General features: G+C 74.4%; 16 protein-coding genes. 12 read left to right on the forward strand and 4 right to left on the reverse strand.

The features are described 5' to 3' along the window. The first annotated feature begins 71 nt into the window (after nt 1–71). Together ACFYML_RS06190 and ACFYML_RS06195 are read left to right on the forward strand one after the other, a co-directional pair. The gene (locus ACFYML_RS06190) at nt 72–518 is read left to right on the forward strand and encodes an SRPBCC family protein (protein WP_387419558.1); all 447 of its coding nucleotides are present in this window, start codon (nt 72–74) and stop codon (nt 516–518) included. Between the two features lie 160 nt (nt 519–678). Beyond that, nucleotides 679–1,446, forward strand: a complete 768-nt coding sequence (locus tag ACFYML_RS06195) for a polyprenol monophosphomannose synthase (RefSeq protein ID WP_357441126.1) — start codon at nt 679–681, stop codon at nt 1,444–1,446. A 516-nt stretch (nt 1,447–1,962) separates the two neighbouring features. On the opposite strand, the gene ACFYML_RS06200 is transcribed toward ACFYML_RS06195, so the two are convergent. Next, nucleotides 1,963–3,567 (reverse strand): phytoene desaturase family protein, encoded by a 1,605-nt coding sequence (locus ACFYML_RS06200; protein ID WP_387419559.1) that lies wholly within the window; start codon nt 3,565–3,567, stop codon nt 1,963–1,965. 72 nt (nt 3,568–3,639) lie between these two features. Between ACFYML_RS06200 and ACFYML_RS06205 the strand changes: the two genes are divergently transcribed. Continuing rightward, the gene (locus tag ACFYML_RS06205; protein ID WP_387419560.1) at nt 3,640–5,073 is read left to right on the forward strand and encodes an aldehyde dehydrogenase family protein; all 1,434 of its coding nucleotides are present in this window, start codon (nt 3,640–3,642) and stop codon (nt 5,071–5,073) included. A gap of 52 nt (nt 5,074–5,125) precedes the next feature. Here ACFYML_RS06205 and ACFYML_RS06210 read toward each other — a convergent pair whose 3' ends face one another. Further along, a complete protein-coding gene (locus ACFYML_RS06210) occupies nt 5,126–5,545 on the reverse strand; it encodes a ChaB family protein (RefSeq protein ID WP_387277665.1) in 420 nt (139 codons plus the stop codon). A 140-nt stretch (nt 5,546–5,685) separates the two neighbouring features. Between ACFYML_RS06210 and ACFYML_RS06215 the strand changes: the two genes are divergently transcribed. From ACFYML_RS06215 to ACFYML_RS06235, 5 genes are all read left to right on the forward strand, one after another. Next, nucleotides 5,686–6,663 carry a YihY/virulence factor BrkB family protein gene (locus ACFYML_RS06215; protein ID WP_387419561.1) on the forward strand — a complete coding sequence of 326 codons (978 nt, stop codon included), beginning with the start codon at nt 5,686–5,688 and terminating at the stop codon, nt 6,661–6,663. A gap of 65 nt (nt 6,664–6,728) precedes the next feature. After that, nucleotides 6,729–7,145 (forward strand): DUF2795 domain-containing protein, encoded by a 417-nt coding sequence (locus tag ACFYML_RS06220; protein ID WP_387277661.1) that lies wholly within the window; start codon nt 6,729–6,731, stop codon nt 7,143–7,145. 55 nt (nt 7,146–7,200) lie between these two features. Further along, nucleotides 7,201–7,662: an SRPBCC family protein gene (locus ACFYML_RS06225; protein ID WP_387419562.1), complete on the forward strand. Its 462-nt coding sequence runs from the start codon at nt 7,201–7,203 to the stop codon at nt 7,660–7,662. 119 nt (nt 7,663–7,781) lie between these two features. Next, the gene (locus ACFYML_RS06230) at nt 7,782–8,042 is read left to right on the forward strand and encodes a hypothetical protein (RefSeq protein ID WP_073839516.1); all 261 of its coding nucleotides are present in this window, start codon (nt 7,782–7,784) and stop codon (nt 8,040–8,042) included. A 172-nt stretch (nt 8,043–8,214) separates the two neighbouring features. Further along, the gene (locus ACFYML_RS06235; RefSeq protein ID WP_073839517.1) at nt 8,215–8,427 is read left to right on the forward strand and encodes a hypothetical protein; all 213 of its coding nucleotides are present in this window, start codon (nt 8,215–8,217) and stop codon (nt 8,425–8,427) included. On the opposite strand, the gene ACFYML_RS06240 is transcribed toward ACFYML_RS06235, so the two are convergent. Next, entirely contained in the window at nt 8,424–8,873 is a 450-nt protein-coding gene (locus ACFYML_RS06240; RefSeq protein WP_387419563.1) for a hypothetical protein, read from the reverse strand. The genes ACFYML_RS06235 and ACFYML_RS06240 overlap by 4 nt on opposite strands. A 163-nt stretch (nt 8,874–9,036) precedes the next feature. Between ACFYML_RS06240 and ACFYML_RS06245 the strand changes: the two genes are divergently transcribed. The 4 genes from ACFYML_RS06245 (at nt 9,037) to ACFYML_RS06260 (ending at nt 13,859) form a co-directional block, all read left to right on the forward strand. Continuing rightward, a complete protein-coding gene (locus ACFYML_RS06245) occupies nt 9,037–9,399 on the forward strand; it encodes a DUF6401 family natural product biosynthesis protein (protein ID WP_387419564.1) in 363 nt (120 codons plus the stop codon). Between the two features lie 123 nt (nt 9,400–9,522). Next, complete coding sequence (locus ACFYML_RS06250) at nt 9,523–11,655, forward strand: SpoIIE family protein phosphatase (protein WP_387419565.1); 2,133 nt, start codon at nt 9,523–9,525, stop codon at nt 11,653–11,655. Between the two features lie 41 nt (nt 11,656–11,696). Next, nucleotides 11,697–12,374: an HAD family hydrolase gene (locus ACFYML_RS06255; RefSeq protein ID WP_387419566.1), complete on the forward strand. Its 678-nt coding sequence runs from the start codon at nt 11,697–11,699 to the stop codon at nt 12,372–12,374. A gap of 117 nt (nt 12,375–12,491) precedes the next feature. Continuing rightward, complete coding sequence (locus tag ACFYML_RS06260) at nt 12,492–13,859, forward strand: cation:proton antiporter (RefSeq protein WP_387419567.1); 1,368 nt, start codon at nt 12,492–12,494, stop codon at nt 13,857–13,859. Between the two features lie 21 nt (nt 13,860–13,880). On the opposite strand, the gene ACFYML_RS06265 is transcribed toward ACFYML_RS06260, so the two are convergent. Next, a complete protein-coding gene (locus tag ACFYML_RS06265; protein ID WP_387419728.1) occupies nt 13,881–14,828 on the reverse strand; it encodes an NAD(P)/FAD-dependent oxidoreductase in 948 nt (315 codons plus the stop codon). Between the last annotated feature and the right edge of the window lie 127 nt (nt 14,829–14,955).

The raw sequence follows: 14,955 nt of genomic DNA on the forward strand, positions 1-14,955 counted from the left end.
ATACCCGTCGCCCCCGAGAAGCTAACCCGGAGTCGTCGTTAGCCGTGGCGGAGGCGGGGTACGGGGTTGGCGTGGCGATTGTGGAGAAAGTGATCGACGCACCCCCGCAGCAGGTCTTCGCCGTGCTCGCCGACGGGTGGACGTACAGCGACTGGGTGGTCGGCACGTCGCACGTGCGGGGGGTGGACGACAGTTGGCCGCAGGTCGGCAGCCGGCTGCACCACCGGGTCGGACCCTGGCCCTTCTCGCTGCAGGACTGCTCCCACGTGCTGGCCTGCGAACCGGCGCACCGGCTCGTGCTCCGCGCGAGGCTGTGGCCGGCGGGCGAGGCGATCGTCGACTTCACCCTGGAACCGCTCGACGGCGGCCGGACCCAGGTCCGCTTCCGCGAGGACTTCGCCGCCGGGCCGTTGCGCTGGGTCTGGACCGGGCTCAACGGCCTGGTCCTGCGTCAGCGCAACAAGGAGATGTTGAACCGGCTCTCCGACATCGCCACCAGGCAGAAGACGATGCGCTGACGCCACCCGCGGTGACCGCCGGTCGGCACGGTCGGTTCCGCCGGCCCGCAACCCCCGAAACGGCGCTTCCGGCCCGCCGAGCGGGCGTCTGTGCGGACCTGGCGCGGGCGACTGGCTACCCTCTCAGGTGAACCATGTCGGCCGACCGAGGATGTCCGTGATGATCGAACCCGTGCAGTTGCCCGCCCCGTGGCGCGACGCACGCCTGACCGTCGTCGTTCCCACCTACAACGAGGCGGGCAATCTCCCGGTGCTGGTCGAGCGGCTCCTCGCCCTGCCGCTGCCCGGATTGAAGGTGCTCGTCGCGGACGACAACTCACCGGACGGGACCGGCGAGGTGGCCGACAAACTGGCCATCGAGCACCCGGACCGGGTGCTCGTGGTGCACCGCCCGGGCAAGGAGGGACTCGGCCGGGCGTACGTGGACGGGATCGGGCGGGCGCTCGCCGGCGACGCCGAGTTCGTCGCGCAGATGGACGCGGACCTGTCGCACCCGCCGGAGGCCCTGCCCGGCATGCTCGGCGCGCTGCTCTCCACCCAGGCCAGCGTGGTCATCGGCTCCCGGTACGTGCCCGGCGGCGAGTTGGACGAGAACTGGCCGCTCTACCGGCGTGCGCTCAGCGGCTGGGCCAACCTCTACGTGCACACCCTGCTGCGGGTGCGGATCCGCGACCTGACCGCCGGCTTCAAGATCTGGCGGGCCGACGCGCTGCGGGACATCGGGCTGGACCGGGTGCAGTCCAACGGCTACAGCTTCCAGGTGGAAATGCACTACCTGGCCACCAAGCTGGGGCACACCATCCTGGAGGTGCCGATCCGCTTCGAGGAGCGCCGCGACGGCGCCTCGAAGATGACCACCGCCACCAAGATCGAGAGCGCGCTGATGCCGTTCATGCTGCGGGCCCGGCACCGCAACCTGCCGGACTGACGGCAGCGATCCACCATCTCCAGCCTCACGCTGCGTCATCGTGACGCAGCGTGAGAACTCTCCCGCTGCCCACGGCGCCTGCCGCCCGCCTTTGCTCTGCAGCCATCCACGCAACACCGCGATGACCTGGGATATTGCATCAGCGGCCACTGTCGCCCGACTTCGCTTCATGTACCGACCGTGACCGCTGCGTATCTGGCTGCAGAGCAAAGGCAACGCGCGGCATAGTACCGGCAGGCCACATGGCTCACGCACCGTGATCGCGCGCCGCTGCCCGCACACCGCCGCGCCGACGAACCGTCGCCGCCGGCGGGCCGAGTGCGCCGTGGGCGGCGAGCGCACCCGTTCCCGGCCGCCGAACTTCGCGGCCACCGGCACGGTGAGCACGCACGGGTGCGCGCCGAGCTTTCCGAGTCCGGAGCACGCCGAGCACGCGGACCGCCGAGCACGCCGAGCACGGCGGAGTCGAGCACGCCGAGCACAAAACGCCGTCGAACACACCGAGCACGGCGGGCGTCAGCGGTAGACCGCCCGGTGCGCCGCGCCGATCGCGCCCGCGTACAGGCCGCCGGTGAGCGCGCGGTCGCGCGCCAGGGCGGCCCGCGCGGCGTTCGCGCCGGGCGCGCCGTGCACGCCGCCGCCCGGATGCGCCGAGGCACTGGCCAGGAAGAGCCGGTCCACCGGGGTGTCCGCGCGCCCCAGGCCGGGGATCGGCCGCAGGAAGAGCTGCTGGTACGCGGCCGCGGTGCCGCCGGCGAGCGCGCCGCCGACCAGGCTGGGATCGCCCGCCTCCAGCTCGGCCGGGCCGGCCACGTGCCGCCCGACGATCAGCGAGCGGAACCCGGGTGCGGCGTCCTCCAGCACCTCCTCCATCCGCGCCACCTGTGCGGCGAGTTCCTCGCCCCGCCAGTCGTGCCGGAACGGCAGGTGGGTGTAGGACCACAGCGACTCGGTGCCCGGCGGGGAGTGGCTCGGATCGGCCACCGACATCTGCCCGACCAGCAGGAACGGGTCCCGGGGCACCTCGCCGCGGGCCAGCGCCGCCGAGTACGTGGTGAGCCCGTTCAGGTCGGCGCCGAGGTGCACCGTGCCGGCGCCGGCCACCGCCCGGTTGCGCCAGGGCACCGGCGCGGACAGCGCCCAGTCGACCTTGAGCGTGGAGCCGTCCCACCGGAAGTGGGCCAGGTCCTCGACGAGGCGGGGCGGCAGCGCGGCCGGGCCCACCAGGTCCAGGTAGAGCGCCGGGGCGGGCACGTCCGCGAGCACCGCTCGCCGGGCCCGCCAGCTGGCGCCGCCGACCGTGCGGACACCCATGGCCCGCCCCCGGGCGGTGAGCACCCGGTCGACCCGGGCGCCGTAGTCGATCCGGCCGCCCCGTTCGACCAGCCGGGCCACCAGCGCGTCGGTGATCTTCTGGGCGCCGCCGACCGGCACCGGCCAGCCGACCTGCTGGCCGAGCATGGCGAGCAGCCACCCGTACACCCCGGAGCCGGCCTCGTCGGGCGACAGGTCGGTGTGCAGCGCGCAGCCGGCGAGCAGCGCCGGCCCGCCCTCGCCGGCGAAGAGCTCGTCGCCGAGCCTGCGGACCGGTACGACGAGCCGCCGGGCCAGCCGCAACGCGCCCGACAGGTGGAGCCGGCGCAGCAGGGTCAGCCCGCCACGGACCGGCGGGAAGGGGCTGGTGATGACGCCGAGCATCGGCTCGGCCACCTCGCACCAGGCCGCGTACGCCTGCCGCCAGCTGTCCCCGTCGCCGGGGGCGAACGCCGCCAGCGAGGCCGCGGTCACCTCCAGGTCCCGGTTAACCACCGCCGCCCGGCCGTCCGGTAGCAGATGGGCCAGCACGTCCGGGGCGTGCGTCCAGGCCAGCCCGTACCGTTCGAGGCCGAGCCGGCGCAGCACCGGGGAGGCGTAGCCGAGCGGATAGAACGAGCTGTAGAGATCGCTGAGGTAACCGGGGGCGGTGACCTGGGCCGAGCGGACCGCCCCGCCCGGCGCCTGGGTGGCCTCCAGCACCAGGACGTCCCAGCCCGCGTCGGCGAGCAGGTTGGCGGCCACCAGACCGTTGTGGCCGGCGCCGATGACCACAGCGTCCGCGCTCTGCGCGCCGGGCGGGCTCATCCGATCCGCCTACCCGGCCGGTTACCGGGCAAAACGCGTTTGCCTCGGCCGGGTCGGGGCATCCACCGCCGCATGTACACGGTTGCGCAACTCATAGGTGGAGTGTGGGGCGCGGGTGGTGAGGGGGGCGAACTGGTCGTACGTGATCCGGCCGACGACTCCCCGGTGGCCACCGTGCCGGTGGCGACGGCGGACGAGGTCGCGAAGGCGGTCGAGGCCGCCCGGGGCGTGGCGGCGGACTGGGCGGTGACCGACCCGGCGGAGCGGGCGGCGGCGCTGCACCGGGCGGCGGACGCGGTCGAGGCCGCCGCGGAGGAGCTGGCCCAGGCCACCACGGCCGAGATGGGCAAGCCGCTGGACGACGCCCGCGGCGGCGTGACGGCCGGCATCGGCACCCTGCGCCAGTACGCGGAGCTCGGCCCGCTGCGCGGCGGGCGGACGCTGCACGGCGGACACGTCGCCCTCGACTTCATGACCCCCGAACCGCGCGGCGTGGTCGCCGCGATCACCCCCTGGAACGACCCGGTCGCGGTCTCCTGCGGCCTGCTCGGCGCGGCCCTGGTGACCGGAAACGTCGTGCTCTACAAGCCCAGCGAGCGCACCCCGGCCACCGGCTGGCTGCTGGCGCGGGCCCTCGACGCCGCGCTGCCGGCCGGGGTGCTGTCCCTGCTCACCGGTGGGGCCGAGGTGGGCGCGGCGCTGGCCGGCCAGGACGTGGACGTGGTGGCCCACGTCGGGTCCACCGCCACCGGCCGGGCGATCGCCGCCGCCGGCGCCCGCACCGGCGCCAAGGTGCTGCTGGAGAACGGCGGCAGCGACCCGCTGGTGATCGACAATGGGGTGGATCCGGTCTGGGCGGCCGATCAGGCCGCGCTGGGCTGCTTCGCGAACGCCGGGCAGATCTGCGTCGCCGTGGAACGCATCTACGTGCACCGGGACGTGGCCGAGGACTTCGTCGACGCGCTGATCCAGCGGGCGGAGGCGCTGACCGTGGGCCCCGGCCGGGAACCCGGTACGCAGCTCGGGCCGCTGGTGGACCGGCGGCACCGGGACCACGTGCACGGGCAGGTCACCGCGGCGGTGGCCGAGGGGGCGCGGCTCCGCACCGGCGGAGAGCTCCCGGACGGCCCGGGGGCGTTCTACCCGGCCACGGTGGTGTCGGACTGCCGACACGAGATGGTGCTGGTGCGGGAGGAGACGTTCGGCCCGGTCGCCCCGGTGGTCGTGGTCGACTCGTTCAGCGAGGGGCTGCGCTGCGCCGCCGACTCGCCGTACGGGCTGGCCGCCACGGTGCTGACCGGCTCGATGAGCCACGCCCACCGGGCTTGGCGGGAGCTGCCGGTGGGCACCGTCAAGGTGAACGCGGTCTTCGGGGGCGCGCCGGGCGGCGCCGCGCAGCCGCGCCGCGGCAGCGGCCAGGGCTTCGGGTACGGCCCGGAACTGCTGGACGAGTTCAGCACGGTGAAGACGGTGCACATCGAGGCGCCGGGCGGCGGCCACTGGTGACCGACCTGGAGGGTGGCTGTCCGAGGGACAGCCACCCTTTCCGGTGGTGCGGTCAGCGGCCGCGGGACTTGGCGCTCTCGCGGGCCTTGGTGGTCTCGCGGGCGTTCGCCTTCTGGATCGCCTTGACCAGTTCCGGCTTGGTCATCCGGGACCGGCCGGGCACGTCCAGCTTCTTGGCGACCTCCATGAGGTGCTCCTTGGGCGCGTTGGCGTCCACTCCGGCGGCGGTGGGTGCCCGCCGCGCCGGGCCACCTCCGGCGGCCTGGCGGTCGCTCGGGCCCTTGCGTCCCTTGGGCTCCCAGTGGTCGCCGACCTTCTCGAACTCGTGCTTCACCGCGGCGAACGCGGTGCGGTGCGCCCTCTGTCCCTCGCCGTACGTCTCCACGGCCGAGTCGTGCGTCTTCTCCCAGGTCCGCTGCGCCTTCGCCGGGGAGCGCCGCAGCGTGCTGGGCAGTACCTCGCGCCCGGGCATCTCGTCCTCCTCCGTCTCGATGGGTTCCTATGACCGTTCCCCCGCGTTCCGGCCGCAAACCGCCACCCGGTTTGTCGATTTCCGCGCCGGGGTACCGCCGGGCCACGCGCGACGGGCGCGCCCGGGTCGAGGAGGCGGTCATGGCGGCGACGACGGAGCGGGCGGTCCCGGCCCGGAAGCAGGCCCGGATACCCCGCCGGGTACGCCAGCTGAGCTGGGCGACCTGGCGCGGGGTGCTGGTCGGCAGCGGGCGGAACTTCGTCAAGGACAACTGCGCCGACTGGGCCGCGGCGTTGACGTACTACGGAGTGCTGGCGCTCTTCCCCGCGACCGTCGTGGTGGTCGCCCTGGTCGGTCTGGTCTCCGACGGCGAGCGGACCGTCGACACGGTGATCGGCCTGGCGCGGGAGATCGGCGCCGGGTCGGTGGTCGGCAACGACGGCTTCGTCAGCGTGGTCCGCGGCGTGGTGGAGCAGCAGGGCTCGGCGAAGGTGCTGCTCAGCTTCGGTCTGCTCGGCGCACTCTGGTCGGCGTCCGGGTTCATCGGCGCGTTCACCCGGGCGTCCAACGCCGTCTACGGCGTCGCGGAGGGGCGGCCGTTCTACCGGCTGCGCCCGCTGCAGATCGGCCTGGCCGGGTTGTCGCTGGTGCTGCTCGCGGTGGTCGCCACCGGGCTGATCGTCAGCGGCCCGGTCACCGACGCGGTCGGCGACCGGCTGCACGCCGGCGGCCTGGCCCGCACGGTGTGGACGGTGGCGAAGTGGCCGCTGCTCGCCCTGGTGGCGATGGCCCTGCTGTCGCTGCTGTTCTGGATCGCCCCGAACGTCCGGCAGCCCCGGTTCCGCTGGCTCACGCCGGGCGGCGCCCTCGCTCTGCTGGTCTGGGTGCTCGCCTCGGCCGGCTTCGGCCTCTACGTCGCCAACTTCGGCTCGTACGACGTCACGTACGGCAGCCTCGGCGCGGTCATCGCCTTCCTGGTCTGGCTCTACCTGTCCAACTGCGCCCTGCTGCTGGGCGTGCAGGTCAACGCGGAGCTGCAGCGCGGCCGGGTGCTGCAGACCGGCGCCACCGACCCGGGCGAGCCGGTGCTGCCGCCCCGCGCGCCGGCCGATTCGTGACCGGATGACCGGCTCTGCCGGCCACCCCCGGTTTACCGGCGGTCCCCTCGGGCATGTCTGTCGGCATGGAACGTGGCAGCAGCAAGCACTCACCCAGGGTCGACGACAACATGAGCCAGGACGTCAGCGGCCTCATCCAGGGTCCGGGGGCCGGTGGCTCGCGCGTCGAGGAGTCCCGCCAGCCGGAGCCGGCGGGTGAGGACCAGCCGGAGCCGAAGACGCTCACGGCCGGCGCGAGCCGCGGCGGCAACCCGCAGGGGATGAGCATGGACGATGTCGAGGCGCGCAGCCGCCTCGGCCGGTTCATCACCATGACCGCGCTGCCTGGGGACCGCGACGCGCTGGTGGCCAACGCGCGGGAGAACCAGGCGCCGGCGGACATCGTGGCCGCCCTGGAACGCCTGCCCGACGGCACCCGTTACCAGACGATTTCCGAGGTGTGGGCCGCACTCGGGCACAAGAACGAGACGACGCGCTGGTGAGCGGATCGGCCCACGTTCCGTGCGACGACACCGGCGGGAACAGGAGGATTCGACGATGAGCGGCGTGATGGAACACGTGGACGTGTCCGTTCCGATCCGCACCGCCTACGACCAGTGGACGCAGTTCGAGGAGTTTCCGCACTTCATGGAGGGCGTCCAGGAGGTCCGGCAGCTCTCCGACACGCTGACGCACTGGACGGTCGAGATCGGCGGCGTGAAGCGCGAGTTCGACGCCGAGATCACCGAGCAGTTGCCGGACGAGCGGGTGGCCTGGCGGTCCACCGGGGGCACCCAGCAGGCCGGTGTGGTGACCTTCCACCGCCTCGACGAGGGGAACACGCGGGTCACCCTGCAGATGGAGTTCGAGCCGCACGGCGTGGTCGAGCAGGCCGGCGCCAAGCTCGGCGCGGTGGACCGCCGGGCCAGGGGCGACCTGGCGCGGTTCAAGCAGTTCATCGAGCGGCGCGGCCAGGAGACCGGCGCGTGGCGCGGCACGGTCGAGCGACCCACCCCCTGACGTCGCGCTCCCGGACACGACAGCTCCGATGGCCGCCGGTAGGTTCCGGCGGCCATCGCCGTGCCCGCCGCCGGCCGGCCGGGCCGTTTGCGATCACCGGGTCCGGGTACCGCTGGGGAATGACCGACAAAGACAGGCACGTGTGGCGCGACGAGGATCGCACCTCCCTACACGAACTCGACCGGGCGATCGCCCGGTCGACCGTCGACGGGCAGGGCGACGACGTCACCGGCAACGACGCCGGCGAGGAGTCCGCGTTCGGCCATGGGCCCGAGGCGGTGGACCGGGGCGCCGGCCCGGAGGCCGAGCGCCGGGAGATGACCGACGCGGACCGGGCGTACCGGCCGTCGACCACCGGCCGGACCGGCCCCGACGCGTGAGCCCGCCTCCGGGCGTCGTGAGGCGCCCGGAGGCCGACCCGTCCGACGGTGACGCACGGTTCGCCCGAAACGACAAGAAGTGAGGTACGGACGGTCGGGAAAAACGGACAGCCCATCCAGAATCGGCCGAACGGGGGACGGCGATGTTCCCGTCCCACGTAAGACTTTTCGGATGCAACAGGGCACCGGCTTCCTCACCACCCGTCAGCGTCGCCTGGCCTGGCTGGGCTTCCTGCTCGTCGCCGCCCAGGCGCCCGTCGCCGCCAAACTGGTGGCCGACAGCTCGTGGCTGTTCAGCCTCGTGGTGGCGCTCATGGTGGCGACCGTGATCATCGCCGACGACGCCATGCGGCGCCGGCCGGCGGACGCCCGCTCGTCCGACTAGCCCTCCGCGCCGGGCCGCGCCTCGTGTCCCGGCCGCCCCCGGGTGCGCCGGCGTTCCTTCATCTCCGCCTCGTAGAGGTGCCGCCGGCCGCCGACCAGCTCGTCGCGGGCCCGGCGGTCCAGCTCCCGGAACAGCGCGTAGTAGCCGTCGTCGAAGTCCTCGACGAGCTGGAAGGTCCAGCGCCCGGCGATCACGTTGCGGCCGAGCAGGTCCTGCTCGATCCGGTCGGCGATCCCGTCGTGACCGGCGGACCGGAACAGCGCCACCGCGTCGTCCAGCATCAGGTCGGCGTGGCCGATCAGCTGGTGCACCGAGTAGAAGTGCCCCCGGGCCCGCTCCACGCACTCCAGGGCCTCGCTGAGCTTGCCGAGCGCCTCGACCGTGGTGTCACTCACGCCCGCCGGGCGCTGGTGCGCCTCGTCCGGTCCGTCCGCCTGCTGTGCCAATTCCGCTCCTCCACGGGTCCGCCGCACGGTTCGCCGGTCTTTCATCTGCCCCCTGGCGGCCGGCTCAATCCCGGCGGGCGGGACCGGACAGCGCCCGGTGGACCCCGGCATCGGCCGGTCGGCCGAGGTCGCCGCGGTCGCCGCGCGGTTAGCCTCGGTCACCATGCGCGTGCCGAACAACCGAGTGGTGTCCCGCTCCGCGGCGGAATCCGCGCGGTCCACCCTCGTCAGGCTCACCGCCTCCGTCGGCTCCGCGGGGCTCACCGCGGCCGCCGCCAACCCCGGCCTGCTCGCCGCGGTCGACCAGCACGCCGCCGCCGTACGCGACAGCCTGCAGGGCGACGGCCGGGCGCTGACCGTGGCCGCGCTGGCCGGGTACGCCGAGGGGGTCCGCGCCGCGGCGCTGGAGCACGGCTGGCGGCCACCGGTCGAGCCGATCGACTGGGCGCAGCCGGACTGGCTGCTCACCCGCCTGCTCGCCGTCTGTGCCCTGGCCCGCTCGCTGGACCGCCGGCACCTGGACTGAGAGCCGCCCTCCCCAGATCGGTCTACGGCTCTGACCTGCGAGCCTGCGTACCGGGCGATTCGGCGGCCCGGCCCGCCGCGCGTGATCGAAACCGGTACGGCACTCTCCGGATAGGCTGCGGTCATGCCAGGCACGCTCGGGCGGGTTCCCACGCCATCAGCCCCCACCTCGGGGGCGCCCATGGGCTCGGGCGCCGCCGCGTCCCCCGCCGGGGCGGCGCACTCGTGGGCCGGCACGCCGCTCGGCGCACCCGAGCAGTGGGACCCGGCCGTCCGCGCGGTGGTCGACCTCGTGCTCGCCTCGCCCGTGCCGATGGCCCTGCTCTACGGCGAGGACCTGGTCCTGCTCTACAACGAGGGGTACGCCGAACTGATCGGCGCGCGGCATCCGGAGGCGCTCGGGCGGCCGGCGGCGGAGGTGTTCGCCGACATCTGGCACGAACCGGATGCCGGGGAGGTGATCGGGCGGGCATACCGGCAGGGCGAGCCGTTCCTGGAACGGGAGGCCGTGCTGCCGGTCGACCGGCACCGGGCCGGGGCCGCCGAGCCACCGGTGTTCACCCGCGGCTATTCGCCCGTCCGGGACAGCGCCGGCCGGATCATCGGCGTGCTCAGCGTGGCCGCGCAGACCACCCACGTCACCCAGCAGTTGCAGAGCCTCAGCGACTTCGCCGCCGCGCTCTCCGGCACCCTCACCCTGGACGACGTCGCCCGGGTCACCCTCCGCTACTGCCTCGACTCGTTCGACGCCGACCGGGTCTCCTTCATGGTCGACGACGGGTCGGCCTGGCGGATGGTCCGCCGGGTCCGCGGCGAGTTGCTGGACGAGGCCGACGAGCGGCTGCCGCCGCTGTGGCGCCGGATACCGGCCGAGTCGCCCGTCCCGATCGTGGTGACGTCCCGCAGTGGCGTGCCCGTGTTCACCACCGACGGACAGCCGCTGCGGGACACCGCGGCGGACCGGCACGACCAGAAGATCCGGTCGCTCGCCGCCCTGCCGCTGCGCTCGGCGGTGATCCGCGGCGCGGTCACCGTGGGCTACGAGTCCCCGCACCTCTGGTCGCCGGCGGAGCGCGCGCTGCTCGCCGCGTCCGCGGAGCTGGTCGGCCAGGCCGCCGAGCGGGCCCGCCGCTTCGAGACCCAGCACGGCACGGCCCAGTTGCTCCAACGCAGCATGCTCCCCGAGCAGCTACCGGACCTGCCCCGGCTGCGGATCGCCGCGCGGTACGACCCCGGCGTGGACGGCAACGCCGCCGGGGGTGACTTCTACGACGCGTTCCTGCTGCCCAGCGGCGCGCTCGGGGTGGTCCTCGGCGACGTGGCCGGACACGACGTGCAGGCCGCCGCCCGGATGGGGCAGGTCCGCGCCGCGCTGCGCGCGCTGGCGCTCACCGACCCGCGCCCGGACGCCGTGCTCGCCGGCCTGGACCGGCTCGTTGCCAGCCTGGGCGCCGAGCGCGGGACGCAGGAGCTGTTCGTCACCGTGGTGTTCGGGGTCATCGACACCGACCGGGAGCGAATCACCCTGGCCAGCGCCGGCCATCCCGCCCCGTTGATCCGGCGCGGCCCGCCGGTGGGCGGTCCGGCGGCCGAGTACGTCGAGGTACCCCCCAGCCCGCCGCTGGGGCTGGGCCACCAGTCGGGGACGGCCAGCGTGGCGTTTCGACCCGGCGACACCCTGCTGCTGTACAGCGACGGGGTGGTGGAGCGGCGCGGCCAGGACCTCGGTGCCGGGCTGGCCGGGCTGGCCGCGGCGGTGACGGCGGCGACCAGCGGTGACCCCCGGGCGCTTTGCGCGGTGGCCACCGCCGCGGTGGCCGGCACGACGGAGGACGACGTGGCGGTGCTCGCCGTGGAGCACGCGGTCAAGCCGAGCCGCTCGGCCAGCATGGCGGTGCCGGCGGAGCCGACCGCGCCGAGCCGGGTCCGGCACTGGTTGACCGCCCAGCTCGTCGAGTGGCAGGTGCCCGAGTCGGTGGTCGGCGCCGCCGTGCTGTGCACGAGCGAGCTGACCACGAACGCCCTGCTGCACGCCGGGACGGCCGCCCGGGTGGAGATCGACCTGACCGCGGAACGGCTGCTGGTCTCGGTGGCCGACTCGGGCACCCGGGGTCAGGTGACCCGGGCCCAGACCGACACCCTGAGCAGCCGGGGGCGCGGGCTGGGGCTGATCGAGGAGCTGAGCGACGCCTGGGGCACCGACCCGACGGTGCGCGGGTCGACCGTCTGGTTCGAGATCCTCATTCCCGCGACCTGAGTCGCGCGTCGGCGACGGCGCGGGCGGGTAGGAGGGGAGTCATGCCAAGCGACAACCGCCGAGGTGTCCTCTTCGACGTGGACGGCACCCTGGTCGACACCACATACCTGCACACGGTGAGCTGGTGGGAGGCGCTGCGGCAGGCGGGCCACCGGGTACCGATGGCCACCATCCACCGGTCCATCGGCATGGGCTCGGACAAGCTCCTCGACCACCTGCTCGGGCCGGAGCGCGACCGGGACGCCGACCGAAAGCTGCGCGACGGGCACGACGTGATCTACGCCGAGTACTGGGAGCGGTTGACACCGCTGCCACGGGCGGTGGACCTGCTGCGCGCCTGCGCCGCGCGCGGGCTGCGGGTGGTGCTGGCCACCTCGGCGGCCGAACCCGAGGTGGCCGCGCTGAGGGCCGCGCTCGACGCGGACGACGTGATCGACACCGTCACGTCCTCGGCCGACGCGCGGGAGAGCAAGCCGGCTCCGGACATCCTGGTCGCGGCGCTGGACCAGTCCGGGCTGGCCGCCGAACGCGTGGTGTTCGTCGGCGACTCGGTCTGGGACGTCGTGGCGGCCGGCCACCTGGGCATCCCCTGTATCGGCCTGACCTGCGGCGGCACCAGCCGGGCGGAGCTGGCGGCGGCCGGCGCGGTGGCGGTGTACGACGACCCGGCGGCGCTGCTCGAGGGGCTCGGTGAGAGCGCCCTCGCGGCCCGGGGCTGAGACCGACGGGACGGTGGCGGGACGCACCCGGGACAAGCCGGACCCGGAGGCATGGCGGACCGGATTACGGGGCACTGGTGACCACCTGGCCGCCGCGGGCGGCGGGAGGGTGGTGCCGTGGAACCGGTGGATGTCGCGATCGCGCTGCTGGGCGCCGGTGCGCTGCTCGCGGGGGTGCTGCCGCGGGTCCTGGAACGCCGGCCGCTGTCCATGCCGATCGCCTTCCTCGGGCTCGGCATGCTGGTGTTCCTGCTGCCCACCGGGCTGCCGACGCCGGACCCGCTGCGTTGGCCGGAGGTCACCACCCACCTCACCGAGATCGGCGTGATCGTGGCGCTGATGGGCGCCGGACTGAAGATCGACCGGCCGCTGAGCCCGGTCCGCTGGGCGTCGACCTGGCGACTGCTGGCGATCGCCATGCCGTTGTGCATCGCGGCGGTGGCGCTGCTCGGCTGGTGGTGGGCGGGCCTGGTGCCGGCGGCGGCGCTGCTGCTGGGCGCCGTGCTCGCCCCGACCGACCCGGTGCTCGCCGCCGACGTGCAGGTGGGCGAGCCGACCGACGTGGAGGATTCCGAGGATGAGGTCCGCTTCGCCCTCACCTCCGAGGCCGGGCTGAATGACGGCCTGGCCTTTCCCTTCGTCTACGCGGCCATCGCCATCGCCACCACCAGCCTCGCCCCGGCGGACTGGCTGGCCCGCTGGTTCACCGTGCACGTGCTCTATCAGATCGCCGTCGGTTTCGCCGGTGGGCTGCTGATCGGCTGGCTGCTCGGCAAGCTCTTCTTCCGGGCGCCGAGCCAGTTGCGGCTCGCCCGGCACGCCGAGGGCTTCCTCGTGCTGGCCGCCACCTTCCTGGCGTACGGGCTGGTGGAGGTGGCCGGCGGATACGGCTTCCTGGCCGTGTTCGTGGCCGCCCGGGCGATCCGGGCCGCCGAGCGGACCCACGAGTTCCACTCCGTGCTGCACGACTTCGCCGAGCAGGTCGAGCGCCTGCTGACCGTGCTGTTGCTGCTGCTCTTCGGCGGTGCGGTGGTCGGCGGCCTGCTCGCCCCGCTGACCTGGCCGGCGGCCGTGGTCGGGCTGGCCCTGCTCCTCGTGATCCGGCCGCTGTCCGGGTGGCTGTCGCTGCGCGGCGCCCCCGGCCGGCCGGCCGAGCACTGGGTGATCGCCCTGTTCGGCATCCGCGGAGTCGGCTCGTTCTACTACCTGGCCTACGCGACCAGCAGGACCGACTTCCCGCAGGCCGAGCTGCTCTGGGCGACGGTCGGCCTGGTGGTGATCGTCTCGGTGGTGGGGCACGGCATCGCGGCCACCCCGGTCATGCAGTTGCTCGACCGGGCGGGCGAGCGGAGCCACGACGCCCCAGCGCGGGACCGGGCGCCCGAACCCACGCTGGACGCCGTCCCCGCTGACCGGGGGCTGCCAGCAACTTCGGGGAGGTTGCCGGCTCAGCGCGCCGGGACGCAGCAACCTCCCCGAAGGTAGGCGGATCTTGACCGGGCCCGGTCAGCGGCGGTCGGTGCGCAGCCGGGTCGCGAGCGCCCGGCCGAGGTCGCGGCCGGAGCGCCAAGCGCTCTGCACCCGAGGCCGCCCGAACGCGTCCCCGGCAACGCCGATCCCGTCGTCGTCCAGGTGGTAGGTGCCGTCACCGCCGTCGGTGGGGGTGGCGTACGTCCAGCGGTGCACGTGCACCAGCTCGGCCGGCTCGGGCAGGCCGAGCAGGTCGCGGACCGCCTCCTCGATCGCCGAGCCGGCGGCGGTGGGCTGCAGCAGGTGCCCCGCGGCGAACTCGGGGGTGGTGTGCGCGACCAGCACGGGCGCGGCGTCGCCTCGCCGGTCGCCGTCGTCGCAGACCAGACGCAGCAGCGGGTGGCCGTTGACGAAGGCGCCCCGGAAGTCGGGCCAGCGGCGGGCCGGGAAGCGCAGCACCGCGGCCAGCGCCGACGACCAGCGCTGCGTGGCCACCGCCCGGGTCGCCGCCACAAGCGCGGGGTCGAGCAGCAGGGCCGCCTGTGGGCCCGGCATGGCCAGCACCGCCGCCTCGCACGCCCGGCCGTCCACCCGCGGCCCCGGTGCCAGGGTCATCACCAGCCGGTCGTGCACCACGGTGAGGTCCCGGGCCAGGTGTTCGACCAGCGAGTGCAGCCCGTGCGGGGCCGCCCAGCGCACCGGCCCGGCGACCTCGCGCCGCCCCTCCGGGCCGTACGCGATCAGGGTGTCGGTCCACGGCCGGATCAGGCCGGCGGCCCGCCAACCGTCGACGACCTCGGCGAAGTCCGGGTCGTCGACGGTGAGGTAGGCGGCCCCCAGGTCGGCGGGGCGGCCGTCGAAGCGTTTGCTGGCCATCCGCCCGCCGATGGCCCGGGCGCGCTCGCGGACCTCCACCGGGATGCCGGCCCGAATCAGCTCGTTCGCGCAGGCCACCCCGGCGATGCCCGCGCCGACCACCACCACACCCGCCTGGTCCGCCGCCACCCCATGATCGTAAGTGGCGGGCGGCGTGCCGGCCTCCGGACCGGAGGGCTGGCCGAGGCCCTCGCCGACGATCTCACGGACCCGGGCGGCGGCCTCCCGGGCACGG

The organism is Micromonospora sp. NPDC007230, assembly GCF_042869115.1.
GTDB lineage: Bacteria > Actinomycetota > Actinomycetes > Mycobacteriales > Micromonosporaceae > Micromonospora.

Bases quoted from the DNA above. Each gene is read 5' to 3' on its own strand.
- ACFYML_RS06195 (WP_357441126.1), top strand. From the start codon at position 679: ATGATCGAACCCGTGCAGTTGCCCGCCCCGTGGCGCGACGCACGCCTG.
- ACFYML_RS06200 (WP_387419559.1), bottom strand. From the start codon at position 3,567: ATGAGCCCGCCCGGCGCGCAGAGCGCGGACGCTGTGGTCATCGGCGCC.
- ACFYML_RS06205 (WP_387419560.1), top strand. From the start codon at position 3,640: ATGTACACGGTTGCGCAACTCATAGGTGGAGTGTGGGGCGCGGGTGGT.
- ACFYML_RS06210 (WP_387277665.1), bottom strand. From the start codon at position 5,545: ATGCCCGGGCGCGAGGTACTGCCCAGCACGCTGCGGCGCTCCCCGGCG.
- ACFYML_RS06215 (WP_387419561.1), top strand. From the start codon at position 5,686: ATGGCGGCGACGACGGAGCGGGCGGTCCCGGCCCGGAAGCAGGCCCGG.
- ACFYML_RS06220 (WP_387277661.1), top strand. From the start codon at position 6,729: ATGGAACGTGGCAGCAGCAAGCACTCACCCAGGGTCGACGACAACATG.
- ACFYML_RS06225 (WP_387419562.1), top strand. From the start codon at position 7,201: ATGAGCGGCGTGATGGAACACGTGGACGTGTCCGTTCCGATCCGCACC.
- ACFYML_RS06230 (WP_073839516.1), top strand. From the start codon at position 7,782: ATGACCGACAAAGACAGGCACGTGTGGCGCGACGAGGATCGCACCTCC.
- ACFYML_RS06235 (WP_073839517.1), top strand. From the start codon at position 8,215: ATGCAACAGGGCACCGGCTTCCTCACCACCCGTCAGCGTCGCCTGGCC.
- ACFYML_RS06245 (WP_387419564.1), top strand. From the start codon at position 9,037: ATGCGCGTGCCGAACAACCGAGTGGTGTCCCGCTCCGCGGCGGAATCC.
- ACFYML_RS06250 (WP_387419565.1), top strand. From the start codon at position 9,523: ATGCCAGGCACGCTCGGGCGGGTTCCCACGCCATCAGCCCCCACCTCG.
- ACFYML_RS06255 (WP_387419566.1), top strand. From the start codon at position 11,697: ATGCCAAGCGACAACCGCCGAGGTGTCCTCTTCGACGTGGACGGCACC.